Genomic DNA, 18,078 nt, shown 5'->3' on the forward strand with positions numbered 1-18,078 from the left:
CATATGAAGCAGATCGATGAATTCCCCCGGGAGCGGCCGGACCTGGCCTTGTATGCGGCCAGAAGCTCTGAATCCGGAGGCCGCAAGCACGACGAGGAGTTGCGCGACCCACGCCCGGCATTCGAGCGCGACCGTGACCGGATCATTCACTCTGCGGCGTTTCGACGCCTTGAATACAAGACCCAGGTATTTGTCAATCATGAGGGCGACTACTACCGCACCCGGCTGACCCATTCGCTGGAGGTCGCCCAGATAGGGAAAGCCATTGCTCGGCGCCTTAACCTGAACGAGGAGCTGACCGAGGCGATCGCCCTGGCCCACGATCTCGGCCATACGCCGTTCGGTCACACCGGCGAGGAGGTTTTGAACCGGCTGATGGCAGATTACGGCGGCTTCGAGCATAACCTGCAGTCGCTCCGGGTTGTGGACGAACTGGAGGAGAGATACCCGACATTCAACGGGCTCAACCTGTCGTGGGAGGTCCGTGAAGGGATCATCAAGCACTCCTCCCCCTATGACCGGCCGGCCGGGATCATCGAAGAGTTTCTGCCCGGCATCGTGCCGACCATTGAGGCACAAATCATCAACTTTGCCGACGAGATCGCCTACAACAACCATGACATCGACGACGGACTGAAATCAGGGCTGTTGAACCTTGGACAATTGCAGCAGGTGGAACTGTGGCAGGAGATGTACGGCCATATATGTTCCCGTTTTCCAGGACTCGATGAAGAACGAGCCAAGTGCCAGACAATCAGCGCCCTGATCGGTTCCTTCATAACCGACCTGACCGCAAACACCGTCAGAAATCTCGAATCGCTCAATATCGCCACATCCGCAGACCTGCGCCGGGTAAACAGTCAGGTGGTCGATTTCAGCCCTTCTTTTGGGGAAAAGAACCGGCAGCTGAAAAGGTTTCTGTTTGAGAACCTCTATCGCCATTACAAGGTCGAAAGGATGCGGGTCAAGGCCGAGCGTTACATCTCCATGCTGTTCGACACCTATCGCAAACACCCCACCCTGCTTCCCGGCAAGTACGAGAAACGGATGGATTCAGTCGGCAGGGAACGGGTCATCTGCGACTACATCGCCGGCATGACCGACCGGTTTGCCCTGGACGAATTCAAGCGTTTGTTCGAACCGTATGAACGGGTATAAATACACTTTATGTGGCAGATCCCGCAACTCCTGATCGCGCTTACTTCTTGACTGTTCAGGTATCTGGTGATAAATTAATGAACTCTTCTTTACCAGGCCACGCAAGAGAGAACAACAATGCACAGCAAGCTGCTTGACAAGGTCCCGGCAAACGTCAGAGCCCGTATCGGTTCTGCGAGCATGGTCTGTCCACTTTCCGGACGGGACGTCTTTAATGCGCTCAGCAACGAGCGATTGATAATCATGGGGTGCAACCCGAGGATACTGCATGTGATTCCGGGGATCATGCGCGCTGCCGAAGAACTGGATGCCGTAGTCGCTTTTGAGTTGAGCAAGGCAGAAGGCGGCCTTGACGGCGGTTATACCGGCCAGACCCCGGAAAGCTTCTGTTCCGCCCTGATCGAGTACGCAGATTCCTGTCGCTTTACCAAGCCGTTCATCATCTATGCAGATCACATCACTGTTACCAACACCACCCCCGCAGAACTGGAAAAGGCAAAACTGCTGATCGCCGCCCAGATCGCTGCCGGGTTTACCTCGTTTGCTCTGGACGCGTCTTTCAATCCGCTGGCAGAGAATATCGCCGTTACCGCCGAGCTGGCGTTACCTATTCAGCAGGCCGGGTTCGGTCTGGAAACGGAACTTGGCGAAGTCAAGCATGTCGGTTCCGAATCCCGGCTGACAGAGGTTTCCGAGGTCGAAACATTTCTTTCCGGTCTGCGCGACAAAGGGATCCACCCGCAGTTACTGGCGATAGACAACGGCTCCAAAAGCGGCAACTATCTTGACGGGCAAGCGATAAGCATCGACCTCGAACGGACCGGAGATATTTTCCGGGCTGCCGTTCAATTCGGCATTGCCGGACTCGTACAGCACGGCATAACCGGCACCCCGCTCAGGATCGTCGGCAGGTTTTCGGATTTCGGCATCCGCAAGGGTAATATCGGCACGCTCTGGCAGAACATTGCCCATGCCGGGTTCCCGCTCGACCTTATGGATGCGATGCGAAAATGGTCCAGAGATAACAACAGGGACATAAAACATGCTACCGCAGTATTCAAATCGGATATTGACTCTATCCCGGCAGAAAACATCCAGATGATTCGAGATATGGCTTACCGTGAAGCAGGTGAATTCATCAAGGCATTTCACGCCCAGGGGAGCGCAGCCAAACTGATATCCCGCATGAAGAGTGAATGAGGGTAATCAGCGGTACGGCTAAAGGCAGACACCTTGCTCCTCCTGCGGACCGGCGGGTCAGACCGACAACGGATCGGATCAAGGAAGCGCTTTTCAGCATCTTGACCTCATTTTTTGGTGATCTGGACCGTCTGTCCGTTCTCGATCTTTTTGCCGGCACCGGAAGCCTCGGCATCGAGGCGCTGAGCCGGGGAGCTGCCAAGGCTGTTTTCATCGACAACAACAAGGTATCGGCAGCGCTGGTAAAAGAGAACCTCCGGTCAACCGGTCTTTCCGGATCTGCGGAAGTCATTCAGGCTGATGTCATACAAGCACTTGCCAAGCTGGATAACCAAAACAGGAAGTTCGATCTTGTTTTTGCCGATCCTCCCTATGGTATGGGGTTGGCTGACAAATTTCTCGACAAGATCAGCGCCACGACTCTTCTGGCCGAAGGTGCGCTGGTGGTGGTTGAATCAGGTGCAAAAGAAAATTTCCCTCTGGAAGAACGGTGTCTGAGGCAAATCGATCGCCGGGTATACGGAGACACTGCCCTTACATTCTTCGCGACAACGGACTGAGGTTTTTATGCCGAGAAAAATTGCCGTCTATCCGGGCTCGTTTGATCCCATCACCTATGGCCATCTTGATATTATCAACCGTGGACTCATGATCTTCGATAACGTCATTGTGGCGGTTGCCAGAAACTCGGCAAAAAATTCGCTGTTTACGATAGAAGAACGGGTGGATCTGATCAGCCGTGTCCTTGACGGGAACGACCGGGCAAGAGTTGACACCTTCGACGGCCTTCTGGTAGACTACGTCCGCTCTCAACAGGCAACGGTGATCATCCGCGGGCTCCGGGCCATATCCGATTTCGAATACGAATTCCAGATCGCCCAGATGAACCGGAGCATTACCAGCGAGGTGGAAACGTTATTCATGATGACCTCGGTTCCCTACGGCTACCTCTCCTCATCCATCGTCAAGGAGGTCAGCTCCCTGAACGGCCCGGTGGACGGACTGGTGCCGCCGCTCGTCAAACAAGCGCTTATAAATAAGTTTTCATCATAAACACCCATAACAAGGAGACCCGTATGAATCCGTTAGCCGTAGAACTCAACGAGATGCTCACCCAGAGCAACCCTTATGTTCTGGATATGCTATCCGACCTGGGCAAGAACCTCTTCTTCCCCAAGGGAATTCTGACCCAGTCGGCAGAAGCAAAGGAAAAGGCCCACAAATTCAATGCCACCATCGGCATCGCCACCGAAAATGGCGGCCCGATGTACCTCCAGTGCATCCAGGACAAGCTCACAGCCTTTGACCCGAAGGACATCTACCCCTATGCGCCGCCGGCCGGCAAGCCGGAACTGCGGGCGCTGTGGCGGGAGAAGCAGCTGCGGGAGAACCCGAGCCAACAGGGGAAACACTTCAGCAACCCGATCGTCACCAACGCCCTTACCCACGGCCTCTCAATCGTTGCCGACATGTTCGTCGACCAGGGTGACCACGTGGTCCTGCCGGACATGCTCTGGGGAAACTACAACCTCACCTTCGGCACCTGCTCCGGTGCCGTCATGCGGAAATTCCCGACCTTCACCGTGGCTGGCGGCTATGACGTCGACGCCTTTAAGGCTGAGTTGAAAAACAGCGCCGAGGAAAAGGGTAAAGCCGTTGTCATCCTGAACTTCCCCAATAACCCGAGCGGCTACACCCCGTCCGTCGCCGAAGGTGACGCCATCGTTGCCGCCATCAAGGAAGTCGCCGAGAGCGGCTGCAACATCGTCGCCGTCACCGACGACGCCTACTTCGGACTCTTCTACGAGAACAGCTTGAAGGAGTCGCTCTTCGGCAAGCTCGCCAACCTCCATCCGCGCATCCTGGCGGTAAAGCTCGACGGCGCCACCAAGGAGGAGTTCGTCTGGGGCTTCAGGACCGGCTTCATCACCTTCGCCGACGGCAACAGCTTCGAGAACGAACGGGTCATGACCGCCCTTGAGAAGAAGGCCATGGGGATCATCCGTGCCCGGATCTCCAACTGTCCCCACCCCTCCCAGACCTTCGCCATCGAGGCGCTCCGCTCCCCGAAATTCCTCGAACAGAAGGAAGAGAAGTTCCAGGTGCTGAAAGGGCGCGCTCTTAAGGTCAAGGAGGTCCTCAACAGCGGTAAGTACGATTCCGCCTGGACCTACTACCCGTTCAACTCCGGCTACTTCATGTGCTTGAAACTCAAAACTGTTGATGCCGAGAAGCTGCGGGTCCACCTGCTTGACAAGTACGGCGTCGGCGGCATCTCCATCGGCAAGACCGACCTGCGGATCGCCTTCTCCTGCATCGAGGAGAAGGACATCCCCGAACTGTTCGACATCATCTACCAGGGAGTGCAGGATCTGGCCTGATCATCCTGCAAGTATCAAAAACCTGAAATAGATCTGATCGGGGGACGCTCCGGCGTCCCCGCTGCTTTAGAGGGAGGTTTCATGATCACCAAAGACATGATCATCGGCGACATCATACGCTCCTTCCCCGCCACCATTCCAATCTTCGACAAATACAAACTCGACTGCTACGAATGCCAGATAGCCGATCTTGAGACTCTCGAACATGGCGCCGGCGTCCATAAAATAAGCGTGGATGCCCTGCTCGAAGAGCTGAATCGGAACCAGTCACCCTGATGGCGGTCCGGTTACCAATGCATGAATGACCAACTACCTGAATACGAGCAGTATTTTCAGCCTCATCAATCCGTAAGGATTGCATTGGTTGCCGAAGGCCGCAAGCTGCCCGAGATCGTCGGTGGTGTATCACGGCTTTCCGGCGACCTGATCGAACTCATTCTCAACTCTCGATTGCCGGTTGATACATCCTCAACCGATACGGAATATCTGCTTGAGCTCCGCTCGGTTCATTTGGGGAGTGCCTTCCGCTGCCGGGCGCTTCTGGTAAGCGACGCCTCTGAGATGACCGTAAGCATGAGACTGGTGGGAAATGTCATCTTAGAGGAGTTGCGGGAATACTTTCGGATCGATACCTACATACCGTTACGATATATTCCGCTGGCAGACCTTGATGAAAAGACTGTGCTCAGACGGTGGCTGGAATTCCTGGATTTTCAGACCCAGAGGTCAATCAGGCCGGCAAGCTTTGCGTTCAAAGGAGAACCGGCCTCAGCGGCGTCATCGGATTCCGACCTTTTCTCCCCCCTTGAATACTCTACTCCGGTTGCGGCCAACATCAGCGGCGGAGGACTGAGAACCAATCTCCCGGAGCTGCTCAAACCCGGATGCCAGGCAATTCTGGAGATGTACCTGCCCGGTACCCCTCCCAGGATCGTCGATGTCGTCGGTGAAGTCCTCGCCTCCGGATATGTCCATTCCGAGGATGGCGGCAAGACTTTTTCCACACCGTTCAAGTTTACGCATATCAACGAAAACGACCGTGATGCGATCATTAACCATATCCATAAAGTACAGCAGCAGCAGATCAGGCAGATCTCCGATGAAACTCCGGTCGAGTTAAGGACAACTGCTCCCTCCCCACTGTCCCGGAACGCAAGGATCAAGCGGTTCATTGGCAAGACAATTGTAATTTCATTGCTGATCATTACCGCCCTGTTCCTTTTCAATCTCTACAAACACCGCGGAAAATCAGAGGTAAGCATCATTTTCGAACGGGGATTGAAGATGTACCTCGACAGGATTTTTTCAACTCCCCCCTGACCCGGGCAACAGTGTACACTGTAGGCTAGTTTGTGTACTCAACACCTGACAACTCCCCCCTAAACCATACGATAAACACCAGCCCCGCGACACGCACCCACTCTAATTAGTCTTTTATTCCATACAGTTGACCGTTTGAGACCTCCATTTTCAACTGCTGGCATGCAAATCGCAATATCTGTCCGCAGCGCTTCCCACTTATCAGCGTGCCGCATCCTCAACATGGAGGTAGACAGGTGCTTTACAAAACACCGAATGAATCATTCAACGAATTCATCATTGCCAGAAACGACTCCACCTGCATAAGATGCAAGGTCTGCGTCCGGCAATGTTCCTATGGAGTCCACCGCTATATATCCGAGACCGATTCCCTGTGTGAGGATTCCGGACAGTGCATCGGATGCCGGCGGTGTTCCGCATTCTGCCCGACCGGAGCCATAACCATCCGCGGCAACGAAGAAACTTTCAAGGCCAACGCATCCTGGTCTAACGCCCATATCAGAAACCTGTACGCCCAGGCCGATACCGGCGGCATTCTCCTTGCCGCCATGGGTAACCCGGCAAAATACCCGATTTACTGGGACCACATGCTCCTCGACGCCTCGCAGGTCACCAACCCATCCATAGACCCTCTTCGTGAGCCGATGGAACTCAGGACCTATCTCGGTAAAAAACCCCACTCCATCGAGGTGGTCAAGGACAAGAAGACCGGCAAGCCGAAACTGGCAACCAAACTTACCCCGCAGTTGAAGCTGGAATATCCGTTCATATTCTCCGCCATGAGCTATGGCGCCCTCAATCTCAACGCCCACAGGGCAATGGCAGCGGCAGCGGAACAGCTGGGAACCATCTATAACACCGGAGAAGGCGGTCTGCACAAGGACCTGTACCGGTACGGCAAAAACGTCATTGTCCAGGTCGCCTCCGGCCGATTCGGCGTCAGCGAGGCATACCTCAATGCCGGTGTCGGGATCGAGATCAAGGTCGGCCAGGGGGCCAAACCAGGTATCGGCGGCCACCTCCCCGGCGAGAAGGTCAACTGCGAGATCTCCGAAACCCGCATGATTCCGATGGGTTCGGACGCGATATCCCCGGCTCCGCACCACGATATCTATTCCATCGAGGACTTGCGCCAGCTGATCTATGCACTGAAGGAAGCAACCAACTACGAGAAACCGGTTTCGGTAAAGATTGCCGCAGTTCACCATGTTGCGGCAATTGCCTCCGGCATTGCCCGTGCCGGTGCGGACATTATAACCATCGACGGTTTCCGCGGCGGCACCGGCGCTGCGCCGCAGGTCATCCGCGACAATGTCGGCATTCCGATGGAATTGGCCCTGGCCGCGGTTGATACCAGGCTGCGCGACGAAGGGATCAGGAACCAGGTCTCCATCGTTGTCGGCGGCGGCGTCCGGAACTCCGGCGACGCCATCAAGGCCATCGCCCTGGGCGCCGATGCGATCAACCTCGGGACTTCCACACTCCTGGCCCTTGGCTGCACCCTCTGCCAGCGTTGCTATACCGGCAAGTGCCCCTGGGGGATCACCACCAACGAGCCTTACCTTGCCAAGCGGCTCAACCCGGAAATAGGCGCCGAGAAACTGGTCAACCTGGTCAAGGCCTGGGGGCACGAGATGAAGGAGATCCTGGGTGGAATGGGTCTCAACGCCCTCGAATCGTTGCGCGGCAACCGCTACAAGCTGCGTGCCGTCGGACTAACCGAAAAAGATATGAACCTCTTGGGCGTAATGCCCGCCGGAGAATAGTTTATGAAAAGGATCTACACCTTAGAAGACGCATGCATCGGCTGCCATCTCTGCGAAGTAGCCTGCATCACCGAACACTCGCTCTCCAAGGATCCGGTCAAGGCCTTTCTCCATGAACCGGCCAAGCCGATTTCCCGCTGCACGGTGGAAGAGTTTGACGGCGGAGTAATATCGCTCTCCACCACCTGCCGCCACTGCGATGAGCCCGACTGCCTCCGCGCCTGCATATCGGGGGCGATTCAGAAGAATGACCAGGGTGTTGTACGCCTGGACACCGAGCAGTGCGTCGGGTGCTGGTCATGCGTCATGGCCTGCCCGTACGGGGCGATACAGCGCAATCTGACAAAAAAGAAGGCCAACAAGTGTGACCTGTGCCCGGACCGGAAAGGGCCGGCCTGTGTTGACGCATGCCCCAACCGGGCCTTGATCTACAGGGAGGGGAGCCAGAAATGAATTACGTTATCATCGGCAACTCCGTTGCAGCCGTCGGAGCAGTCCGCGCCATCAGGGCGCACGACAGCCAGGGAAATATCACCATAATCTCGCGGGAACGTCACTCCGCCTATGGCCGGCCACTGATTTCCTACCTCCTTGGCGGGCTGATCACCGAGAAACGGATGGCCTACATACCGGAAGATTTTTACGAAAAACTCGGGATCAACCTGCTGCTCAACTCCGAAGTCGTGGGAGTTGACACGAAAAAGCAGGTTGTCGCCCTTAGCGCCGGCGATACCATCAAATATGACCGGCTCCTGGTGGCGACCGGCGGCGACCCGTTTGTCCCCCCCATTGAGGGGCTTACCGGCAAGGAAAAGGTCTTCACCTTTACCACTTGGGACGATGCCGCCAAACTGAAAGCCGTTGCCCACGACATCGATCATGCCGTCATCCTCGGCGGTGGCCTCATCGGCCTGAAAGCCGCGGAAGGGCTGCATCTGCTCGGCAAGAGGGTGACGATTGTCGAACTGGCCGACCGGATACTCTCGGCGGCATTCGACAGGCCAGCGGGCAGAATCGTGGCCAAGAAGATGAAAGCCAACGGCATTGACGTGATCACCGAGGATACGGTGGTGAAAATAGAGGGCGATGGTGCCGACATCAGCGGCGTTCTGCTCAAATCAGGGGATGTCATCCCCTGCGACACCGTGGTCGTTGCCATCGGCGTGCGACCGGCCGCCGGTTTTCTGAAAGGAAGCGCCATCGAGGTAAACCGCGGCGTCGTGGTGGATGACCGGATGGAGAGCTCGGTAAAGGGTGTATTTGCCGCCGGCGATGTTGCCGAGGCCCGCGACTTTTTCTCCAGCCAGAAGAATCCGATGCCGATCTGGCCCGATGCCTACATCCAGGGCGATATTGCCGGTACGGCCATGACCGGGGCGGACAAGGAATACGCCGGCGGGCTGGCCATGAACTCGATCGAGTTCTTCAAGGTATCAACGATCTCAATGGGAATAACCAACCCGGCAAATGCTTCGGAGTACGAGGTGCTCACCTATCAGAACACCGAATCATACCAGTACCGCAAGATCGTACTGAAAGAGAATCGCCTGGTCGGCGCAGTTCTGGTCGGCAATGTCGAACGCGCCGGCATCTTCTCGGGCCTGATCAGGGACGGCGTTGACATAACCCCGTTCCGGGAACATCTGTTGGCTCCTGATTTCGGCTTTATTCATCTTCCCAAGGATTTGCGGAACTCACTTTTTGCCCCTGTGGGCAAAGTGGCATAACAGACCAGGTTAAGGGGAAAACCTCTCATGAAATATAAACCGACCCATATATTTGAAAAAGATATCTCGAACTGCGGCCTTACCGGCTTCATTTCCACAGCGGGAACCCTGGTTGAGGGGAGCGTCATCATCAAGTCGATCTCGCTGATGCATGATCGGGGCAACGGCCTCGGCGGTGGTTTTGCCGCTTACGGCATTTACCCGGAATTGAAAGATTTCTACGCCTTTCATATGATGTACGAGAACAGCACGGCGTTGCAGCTCACCGAAGAGTACCTGGAGCAGAACTTTTTCATCGAGCTGCAGGAGGAGATCCCCACCCGGCGTACCCAGGCGATCGCCAACCCCCCGATGTTCAAGCGCTACTTCATACAACCACTTGAAACCACCGAATATCGTGAAGCCATCGACTACCAGAAAATGACCGATGAAGATATCATCGTCAGCCACGTGATGCGGATCAACCATGGCATCGAAGGGGCGTTTGTTGTTTCTTCCGGCAAGAACATGGGGGCGTTCAAGGGGGTCGGGTATCCGGAGGAGATCGCTGATTTTTTCCGTCTTGAAGAGTACAGCGGCCATATCTGGACCGCCCACAACCGATTTCCCACCAATACCCCCGGATGGTGGGGCGGTGCCCACCCGTTCACGCTGCTCGACTGGTCGATCGTCCACAACGGCGAAATATCATCCTACGGCATCAACAAGCGTTACCTGGAGATGTACGGTTACCTCTGCACCATGCTGACCGATACCGAAGTCGTCACCTACATGCTTGATCTCCTCATCAGGAAGCATGGGCTGAGCCCGGAACTGGCAAGCCTTGCCCTCGCCTCTCCTTTCTGGGACATGATCGACTCCATGCCGGACGACGACCGGGAGCTGCTCACCGCAATCCGCCAGGTATACGGCAGCGGACTGCTCAACGGCCCCTTTGCCATACTTTTTGCCAGCAACGAAGGGCTGATCGGTTTGAACGATCGCGTGAAACTGCGGCCGCTCATCTGTGCCACCAAGGACGATTTTGTCTACATGGCTTCCGAGGAGGCGGCGATCCGCGAGATCTGCTCCAACCCCGACCGGGTCTGGGCGCCGAGAGGCGGAGATCCGGTGATCGCCAAACTGCAGCCGGGAGTTGCCTGAAATCCGGGAAGTGCCAAGAACCGCGAGGTGTTAATATGAAAATCGATGCACAAGGTGTCTACTACCGGGACCTGAACAGCAAGATCCGCGAAGCGGTTGCTGGCGGGGCCGATAAAATCGAGCTGAACAACGTCAATGGCCAGTACTTCATCGGCGATGGGGTAAACCGGGCCGTGACCATCACCATTAACGGCGTGCCGGGGAACGATCTCGGCGCATTCATGAACGGCGCCACTATAATCGTCAAGAGCAATGCCCAGGACAATATCGGCAACACCATGAACGCCGGCAAAGTCGTTGTCCACGGCCATGCCGGCGATGTCCTCGGCTACGGGATGCGTGGCGGTAAAGTCCATATCCTCAAAGATGTCGGCTACCGCGTCGGCATTCACATGAAGTCATACGATACCAACAAGCCGGTACTGATTGCCGGCGGCAAGGCCGGGGATTTTTTCGGGGAATACATGGCCGGTGGCGTTCTGGTACTTCTGGGAATGTTTACCGATGACCCGGACAAACCGAAGCACGGTTTCCGGTTCGGGACCGGCATGCACGGCGGGGTGATTTTCGTGCGCGGCGCGGTTGATGAAACAAAGCTCTCCAGGGAGGTCGGGGTCTTTGATCTGACCGACGAGGACAAACAGGAACTCGAAGGATATCTGAAAGATTACTGCAAGGACTTCAAGCTGGACTTCAAGGAAGTCATGCAGGAGAAATTTGTGAAGGTGCTGCCGAAGAGCAAGAGGCCGTATGGGGATTTGTATTGTCCAATGCCCAGATAGCTAGGAAAGGGTTCTTTTCCGCCCTGGCGGTGTCAACCTGCGTGATTGCTTGTGCGGCGTACCAATCAGTACGCATCCGCGCAATCCCTTGGTTTCCTTGCCAGGACGAAAAATCCCTCCTTTCAGTAGAGGTTCTACCACACGTTTGGAGTCTCAACACCGCGCTGTAACAGGCGGGGTGTTTATTTCCCCCCTACCCCGGCCATCTCGTAGCTGACGCTCATCCCGATCTCTTCACGAACCAGGTTGCTGATCCGGGAGGCCGATTCTTCCACCAGCATGTCAAGGAGCAGTTTTTTCTTTTTCGGCGGCCGGATCACCTCCGGCTCACCCTTGATCCCGGCCAGCCGCCCCGCCTCTTCTATGGCATCCTGCATTGATCCGAGACGGTCTACCAGCCTGGCGGCCAGGGCCTGTTCCCCGGAAAAGATCCGGCCGTCCGCAATAGCCTTAACCTGCTCCACCGGCAGATTACGCCCCTCGCTCACAGCCTTGACAAACTGTCCGTGGGTACTCTCTATTACCCCCTGCAACAGGGCCTTTTCCTCAGCAGTCATCGGCCTTACCGGCGAACCCGAATCCTTGTACTTGCCGGTCTTGAGCGTAAACGCCTTCATCCCGATCTTGTCCATCAACCCTTCGACATTGGAGAATTTCATCAAGACGCCGATACTGCCGGTGATCGAGCCCGGATTGGCATAGATCAGGGACGCGGGAGCCGATATATAGTACCCCCCCGATGCGGCAAGACTACCCATCGAGACAACAACCTTTTTCTTTTTCGCCAGTTTTTTTACCTCCTGATAGATCTCCTGCGAAGGCCCCACCACCCCTCCGGGGGAATCCACCCTGAGGACAACCGCCTTGACATCGTCGTCACGCCCGAAGTCGTGAAGCTGCTTGACGGTCTCCTGGGAATCGAGGATCACCCCCTTGACCTCAACAACGCCTATCCCGCTCCCTTTGACAAGCTTCGTGTCGTTATCGCGGAAAAGGAGAGCAATAACGGCACAACTCATAAAAACAAGCACAAAAACGCACACAAGTCCGACAGATATCCACAGCCATTTATTTTTCATTGCAGATTCCTTAAGTTAGATACTGCAAACCTGGGTCGGCCTCGATTCAAACCCTTCTTGACCCTTACATGAAATCTCTGTTATCTTAATCTCATGAACTGCATTGTCTTCTCGGATACGCACGGGAATTACCCATTGGCAGCAGAGACGGTGTCACTTGCTGCCCCTGTCGATATGATCATCCACCTTGGCGACGAAACAGAAGACGCGAACATGATCGAAAGGATCTGCCTGACGCAGGTGCAGAAGGTTGCCGGCAATTGCGATCCTCCGGGGAAATGGCCAAGGGAGATCTGTACGTCAGTGGGAGAGACCAGGATGCTGTTGACCCACGGCGACCGCTACAGCGTGAAGGCCGGACTTTCAAAGCTCGTCGAACGCGCAGTTGCCGCAGATGCGCAGGTGGTGCTTTACGGTCATACCCACCAGGCTTCAATCGAGAGGATAGGTGGTATCCTCTTCGTCAATCCGGGTTCGCTGCATTGCGGTGCGGCAATAAAAAGCTATGCGGTTCTCACGATCAACAACTCGGAAATCGCTGCACGCATAGTTGTTATAACCGAATAGCAACTGCCTCGTTAACAGCCGCAACCGCAGTTATGGCAAACCCTGCGGTTGTGCTCCTCCGGCGCAATCGTCTCCGGGGCAAATGCCACCCGTTTCACGGCCCGGCCAATATCCTCCAACAGATCCAGATTCTCGCTTTTCCCGATAATATGACCTACACACTGGCTGGTGATGCCATCGGCAGGAGACGATATCCTGACCGAGTTGAGAAGATCTGCATAGCTGTTCACGTTGATCGTGACTGAAGGGTTGTCGACCCTGGCGATGTCAATTCCGAAACGCTCAAGTTCTCCCTGGAGCCCGGCAAAATAACATGCGAACGCCTCACCATCAGTATCTATCTTCCAGTCGGGACGGACGTGATTCTGGCCGAAAAATGTCACCAAAAGCTTTTTGCCGGTCATTGCCGATATTACCTCTTTATCCTGCATTATTAATCATACTTCCTGGCGAGCCTCTGCCTTACGGTTAAGTGAACTGAATACCATCTCAAGCACCGCCTTCTGCTTGACTTCATACTTGTTGAGCACTGCCAGGCATGTTCCTAAAGGGAAATTTGCATGAAGATAGTCCGCATCCCTGCCGGAAAGTATCACAATCCGCTTCGGGTCCATCCCGGTTTCCACCGCAAAATTGAACAGTTTCGCGCCATCGATGTCAGGCATCTCAAGATCCAAAACCAGCAGATCCAGCCCCCCCTCCCTTATCACGTTCAATGCACTTACCGGTCTGGAGCATGTCATCACCTGCAGCAACGGGTAACTCTCTTCCACGAAAGCGCTCAAAAGTTTCAGGAATGCCGGGTCATCGTCAACAATAAGGATCTTGCCCATACGTATACTCATGTTCAAAAAACAACTTATTTAATTATTCTCGTAGCTACGTTAAGCACCTGAATCGGGACATGCAGATCAAGTACGCGAGCGGTCTTCATATTGACAATCATGTCAACTTTTTTGGGGGCAACAATAGGGATAATAGCCGGCTTCCGGCCGGCAATTACCTTGGCCGCAAGGTCTGCGGCCTGATGTCCCATTTCACCGGGATGCGCCTCCAGAGATAGCAGCGCACCCTTCTCGCCGCCGTCGGGGACCTGAGTGATAACCGGGATTCTCTGGTCCATGGCGCGACGGATGACCTTGTCCAGCTGTCTGCCGACCACTGAAGATTCCGTCACATAAAGGCAGTCAATCTGGCTCAGGAGAGAAGACAAGGCCAGATCGAGCGTAGCAGGGCTTTCGACATTGCTTTCAACCACTGAAAACCGGTGCTGCACGGCCAGACGTTTGATCTCTTTCAACTGAACCACTGAACCGATTTCGCGCGAAGTGTACAAAACTCCAATCTGCTTGAACTGTTTGAACTCCAGAGTGGTCCTTATCAGTGTTGACAGCGGGACCTTTGAACTTACCCCGGTGGCATTGTTACCCGGTGCAGCAAGGCTTTTTGCAATCCCGGTCTCAAGGGGGGCATAGACATCAACAAAGACTATCGGGATATCGTGCGACTCCTGAAGGGCTGCCAGGGAAGCGGGAGCCCCAAAAGTCACGATGATGTTCGCACCGATAGCATTGAACTTTCTGATGGCGTTCGACCATGAGATCGGATCAGGATTCGGGATCTGGGTTACCAGTTCAATTGCGGTCTGATCATACCCCTTGGCGGCCATGGCACGAACAAAGGCCTTATGGGCGTTCCGGTAGCGTGGCTGATCGCTCGACAGAACCGTTGCGACAATAAGTGTCGATGAATTGCTCACCGCAGCAGGGAATATCGACACAACAATCAGCAGAGTGCCTAGAAAAACGAGTTTTCGAAGGAAGAAGTAATTCATCACCACTTGGCCGTAAAACTGGTAATCACCGAATGAACTGAGCCGTCAAACATGGAATTGCGATCATCGCTGTATTCCTGATAACGATAATCCACTCCGCAGGAAATATTTTTGAACAACCGGTAATCGACCTTGAAGTTAAGCGAATTTTCGACGGTCTTCAGGTCGGAGATCTCCTTCACCCCTGACGCATTGACAATTTGCGTGCTTGTCGGATCGAACTCGGCAAACGATCTGATCTGCTGGAAGGAGAGGAAGGTGTCGAGCTTTTCCAATGGCCGGACTGCAATGGTAATGCCGTAAAGCAGAGACTGGCTGGTATAGTTGGCGACTGTTGCGGTGTTCTGGTTGGAAACTGATGAAAAAAGCACCTGTTGGTCGGCAGACGATCTAAGCAGACCGGTCGTTCCGGTCAGGGATATCCGACCGTTAAGGAGATTTCCCCAAAGCGTGGCAGTAGTACCGATCTGCCTCTTTTCCCGGTACACCGGCACCGGATCGAAATTCGGCGAAACAAGGTCAAGCCTTCTGACAGCAGAAGCGTCGTTGAAATTATGGCTGATCTGATAACTCGCAGAAAAACCGTATTTATCCTTAAGGGTGTAAGTTGCCAGGAGCTGCCCATCGTGACGCTCATCGAAAGAAATCCCGTACTCCGGCTGATTATAGGTCGTATAGCTGTACCTTGCCTTGAGCCGAAGATTTTTGACCGGCTTGCTTAATATGGTCAGGATCCCTTTGTGGCGCTCAGAGTTCGACGGCACCGTGATGCCGGACAGTTTACCAAAAGGGTCCCAGCTGTCGGTATTCTCGCGATGGATATATTCGCCCTGATACTCACCCTTGACAGTAAAGTCATTTACCGGCCGAAACGAAACAATGGCCGACAGTACGTCCTTTTGCATGTTGATCCCGGTATTTGCCCGGATAACATTACCGGGATTCGGGGTAATGAAGTTGAGCGCGGTAATGCTCGCAGTATCGCGGGCAATCTCTTGATGCCGGAACCTGAGTGACGTTGAAAACTCTTTGCATGGGGTGTAGACCAGGTCACCGGCTCCGGTCTGCAGGGTATCGGTCAGGCCATTGGCCCCCGACACCTGTGTCAATGACGACAGGTTTTTGCGCTGGGCAATGGTATAAGCGGCAGCGGCAACAATACCGCCGGTCTGCTCGGTGTGAATCTTTATATTATGGGCCAGGTATCTGCTTGAGGGCGATTCATCATGCTCATAACTTCCGGAAGATCGCTGATAATAACCCGGCTTTGAAGGATCCAGCCTGGCAACGTAAGCGTCTACCGGGGTATCGGCATGGTCGGAGTATTGGCGTATGGTGAAATCATAAATGAAGTCGAGCGGTCCGACATGCGCATCAAAACCAAGCTTACCCTCGTGCGTCTCGTGGTCGATCCTGCGGCGAACTGAACTGAGTTTATTGGCAGCAGTTACAGGAAAGAATGCCAAATCCGCAAACCTGAGTTGAGAGTCTCCCTGCTTCAGGATCCGCCAGTACTGAAGATTAAGGTGTATCGGGTACGACCCCATCCGGGCGCGTAATGAAGCCAGGTCCTGCTCGACCCGTAAGCCGAATCTCCCGGAATCCTTCTGGTCCACGGAATAAAACGACGGTGCGGTCAGGGTATACCGGTCAAGGTTGTGATACAACGATTCAGTGCGCAACTGGGCACGGTAGGCACCCATATAGTCATAGGAAAGGTTGGCGAAATAATCGTTTTCGGTAACATATGCGCCGTCAACCACAAACTTGTGGTCCCGCCCCAGGATGCTGTCCATAAAGACGAAAGTAGGACCGGAATGGAGATCGTCGTATTCTGCGGCTCGGCCGCCATAGCCGTCGAAGCCCATAAACCGGTAACCGGCTGAGGCGGTCAGGCTTTTGTGCGTCTCCACCTTTATCTCGGAAACAGGGAGTTCCACAGCTTCCAGATCTGTGGTTTCGGTCGCTTCCAGGGATACCGGTAAAGGATGATCGATCACCACGGAATCCTGCTCGTCAGGTTTCGCGTCATCCGCACCAACAGTGGCTGCGCTCCCAAACAATACCGTAATGATTCCTGAGATCATTACCGCGGCTATGGAAAATCGTGGCACGTTAATGCTCCTTATCATGTTGGAGAATAAGTAACCCACTAACGCAACGATCCGGGACTCAGCTCTGCCGGAACCGGCGTGTCACTGCCATGCACCTGGGAATGGCAGTCGGTGCAGCGATTGACAAAGAGTTGATTGACACCGGTAATACTGTTGTTGACAGTGTGTCCGCCATGGCATTGCAGGCATAGAAACGGCAAGGCGGCTGAAAGCATGAAACTGTTGGCCGAACCGTGCGGTGTATGGCAGTTACCGCAGTTCTCGGTTACGTCCCCATGTTCGAAGGCAAACGGCCCCTGTTTTTCCATGTGACATCGCGTACAGGTATCCTTTGGTGTTGAACCTCTAAGTTGCTTATCCTGCAATGAACCATGAACATCGTGGCAGTCGACGCAAGCCATCTTTTTTTCGCGTAACGGGTGGTGGGAAAAGAGATTGTTTTCGACTTTTACCTCGGGATGGCAACCATAGCAAAGCTCCGCCATCTGTTCATGGCTCACCTTCTGCTGAGGCCCGAGATGCAATTTATGACAATCGAAGCAACTGACATCGTTCATTGCGTGCGGACTGGCATTCCACAAGGCCAGAATCGGGGTAGATGCTGCGGTGTGGCATTTGAGGCAGAGCATTGACTGGGCCTGCGGCGGCAAATTCATGATGTCGAGGAACTTTGTCGTATCGCACTTCTTGTTTTCCGCATCGTTTTTTTCCGGATCGTCATCCAGCTTTTCAATGGCAAGACTTCCCGGGCCGTGACACGACTCGCAATTAACCAAAGGGAGCCCGGTTTCCGGTTTGATCTGCTCGCCATGAATGCTGTGCCTGAAGTCATCCGTAATCTTGTCGTGTTTATGGCATTTCGCCACACAGTTGTCGGTGCCCACATACTCTGCATCAAGCCGGCCTACTATCATCCTCTCGTATTCCCGCACCGGCATCAGGGGTTTGCTCTCCTTGATCCCCGCACATGCGGCAAGGAACCCCGACATTATTGCGACAATGATTAC

Annotated in this window: 19 protein-coding genes; 13 read left to right on the forward strand and 6 right to left on the reverse strand. The window is 54.5% G+C overall.

The window, feature by feature from the left end; all coding sequences use genetic code 11:
- The first annotated feature begins 3 nt into the window (after nucleotides 1-3).
- From OR1_RS16340 to OR1_RS16395, 12 genes are all read left to right on the forward strand, one after another.
- Nucleotides 4-1,158, forward strand: a complete 1,155-nt coding sequence (locus OR1_RS16340; RefSeq protein WP_041973097.1) for a deoxyguanosinetriphosphate triphosphohydrolase — start codon at nucleotides 4-6, stop codon at nucleotides 1,156-1,158.
- A 117-nt stretch (nucleotides 1,159-1,275) separates the two neighbouring features.
- A complete protein-coding gene (locus tag OR1_RS16345; RefSeq protein ID WP_041973099.1) occupies nucleotides 1,276-2,358 on the forward strand; it encodes a class II fructose-bisphosphate aldolase in 1,083 nt (360 codons plus the stop codon).
- Nucleotides 2,355-2,918 carry a 16S rRNA (guanine(966)-N(2))-methyltransferase RsmD gene (gene rsmD / locus OR1_RS16350; RefSeq protein ID WP_041973108.1) on the forward strand — a complete coding sequence of 188 codons (564 nt, stop codon included), beginning with the start codon at nucleotides 2,355-2,357 and terminating at the stop codon, nucleotides 2,916-2,918. The genes OR1_RS16345 and rsmD overlap by 4 nt, the downstream gene beginning before the upstream one ends.
- A gap of 7 nt (nucleotides 2,919-2,925) precedes the next feature.
- Complete coding sequence (coaD, locus tag OR1_RS16355) at nucleotides 2,926-3,411, forward strand: pantetheine-phosphate adenylyltransferase (protein WP_041973111.1); 486 nt, start codon at nucleotides 2,926-2,928, stop codon at nucleotides 3,409-3,411.
- A 23-nt stretch (nucleotides 3,412-3,434) separates the two neighbouring features.
- The gene (locus tag OR1_RS16360) at nucleotides 3,435-4,739 is read left to right on the forward strand and encodes an aminotransferase class I/II-fold pyridoxal phosphate-dependent enzyme (protein ID WP_041973113.1); all 1,305 of its coding nucleotides are present in this window, start codon (nucleotides 3,435-3,437) and stop codon (nucleotides 4,737-4,739) included.
- An 81-nt stretch (nucleotides 4,740-4,820) separates the two neighbouring features.
- The gene (locus OR1_RS16365; RefSeq protein WP_041973116.1) at nucleotides 4,821-5,015 is read left to right on the forward strand and encodes a DUF1858 domain-containing protein; all 195 of its coding nucleotides are present in this window, start codon (nucleotides 4,821-4,823) and stop codon (nucleotides 5,013-5,015) included.
- Between the two features lie 21 nt (nucleotides 5,016-5,036).
- Nucleotides 5,037-6,059 (forward strand): hypothetical protein, encoded by a 1,023-nt coding sequence (locus OR1_RS16370; RefSeq protein WP_152609940.1) that lies wholly within the window; start codon nucleotides 5,037-5,039, stop codon nucleotides 6,057-6,059.
- Nucleotides 6,060-6,295: 236 nt separating this feature from the next.
- Nucleotides 6,296-7,825: a glutamate synthase-related protein gene (locus OR1_RS16375; protein WP_041973122.1), complete on the forward strand. Its 1,530-nt coding sequence runs from the start codon at nucleotides 6,296-6,298 to the stop codon at nucleotides 7,823-7,825.
- Between the two features lie 3 nt (nucleotides 7,826-7,828).
- Complete coding sequence (locus OR1_RS16380; protein ID WP_041973124.1) at nucleotides 7,829-8,278, forward strand: 4Fe-4S dicluster domain-containing protein; 450 nt, start codon at nucleotides 7,829-7,831, stop codon at nucleotides 8,276-8,278.
- Nucleotides 8,275-9,552, forward strand: coding sequence for an NAD(P)/FAD-dependent oxidoreductase (locus OR1_RS16385; RefSeq protein ID WP_041973127.1), 1,278 nt, complete (start codon nucleotides 8,275-8,277; stop codon nucleotides 9,550-9,552). Before OR1_RS16380 ends, OR1_RS16385 begins: the two co-directional genes overlap by 4 nt.
- A 27-nt stretch (nucleotides 9,553-9,579) precedes the next feature.
- Nucleotides 9,580-10,695, forward strand: a complete 1,116-nt coding sequence (locus tag OR1_RS16390) for a glutamine amidotransferase family protein (protein WP_041973130.1) — start codon at nucleotides 9,580-9,582, stop codon at nucleotides 10,693-10,695.
- Nucleotides 10,696-10,730: 35 nt separating this feature from the next.
- Complete coding sequence (locus tag OR1_RS16395; protein ID WP_041973133.1) at nucleotides 10,731-11,477, forward strand: hypothetical protein; 747 nt, start codon at nucleotides 10,731-10,733, stop codon at nucleotides 11,475-11,477.
- 182 nt (nucleotides 11,478-11,659) lie between these two features.
- On the opposite strand, the gene sppA is transcribed toward OR1_RS16395, so the two are convergent.
- A complete protein-coding gene (gene sppA / locus OR1_RS16400; protein WP_041973136.1) occupies nucleotides 11,660-12,556 on the reverse strand; it encodes a signal peptide peptidase SppA in 897 nt (298 codons plus the stop codon).
- Nucleotides 12,557-12,649: 93 nt separating this feature from the next.
- On the opposite strand from sppA, the gene OR1_RS16405 reads away from it, so the two are divergent.
- Complete coding sequence (locus OR1_RS16405; RefSeq protein ID WP_041973139.1) at nucleotides 12,650-13,123, forward strand: metallophosphoesterase family protein; 474 nt, start codon at nucleotides 12,650-12,652, stop codon at nucleotides 13,121-13,123.
- A gap of 11 nt (nucleotides 13,124-13,134) precedes the next feature.
- Here OR1_RS16405 and OR1_RS16410 read toward each other — a convergent pair whose 3' ends face one another.
- The 5 genes from OR1_RS16410 to OR1_RS16430 are packed head-to-tail and all read right to left on the reverse strand — an operon-like array spanning nucleotide 13,135 to nucleotide 18,060.
- Complete coding sequence (locus OR1_RS16410) at nucleotides 13,135-13,554, reverse strand: hypothetical protein (protein WP_237754328.1); 420 nt, start codon at nucleotides 13,552-13,554, stop codon at nucleotides 13,135-13,137.
- A 6-nt stretch (nucleotides 13,555-13,560) separates the two neighbouring features.
- Nucleotides 13,561-13,956 (reverse strand): response regulator, encoded by a 396-nt coding sequence (locus OR1_RS16415; RefSeq protein WP_041973142.1) that lies wholly within the window; start codon nucleotides 13,954-13,956, stop codon nucleotides 13,561-13,563.
- 26 nt (nucleotides 13,957-13,982) lie between these two features.
- Nucleotides 13,983-14,957, reverse strand: a complete 975-nt coding sequence (locus OR1_RS16420) for an ABC transporter substrate-binding protein (protein ID WP_041973145.1) — start codon at nucleotides 14,955-14,957, stop codon at nucleotides 13,983-13,985.
- Nucleotides 14,957-17,071, reverse strand: a complete 2,115-nt coding sequence (locus OR1_RS16425) for an MtrB/PioB family outer membrane beta-barrel protein (protein WP_160295269.1) — start codon at nucleotides 17,069-17,071, stop codon at nucleotides 14,957-14,959. The genes OR1_RS16420 and OR1_RS16425 overlap by 1 nt, the downstream gene beginning before the upstream one ends.
- Nucleotides 17,072-17,109: 38 nt before the next feature.
- Nucleotides 17,110-18,060, reverse strand: a complete 951-nt coding sequence (locus OR1_RS16430) for a DmsE family decaheme c-type cytochrome (RefSeq protein ID WP_041973270.1) — start codon at nucleotides 18,058-18,060, stop codon at nucleotides 17,110-17,112.
- Between the last annotated feature and the right edge of the window lie 18 nt (nucleotides 18,061-18,078).

Origin of the sequence: Geobacter sp. OR-1 (assembly GCF_000813145.1) — a bacterium.
Lineage (GTDB): Bacteria > Desulfobacterota > Desulfuromonadia > Geobacterales > DSM-12255 > Geoanaerobacter.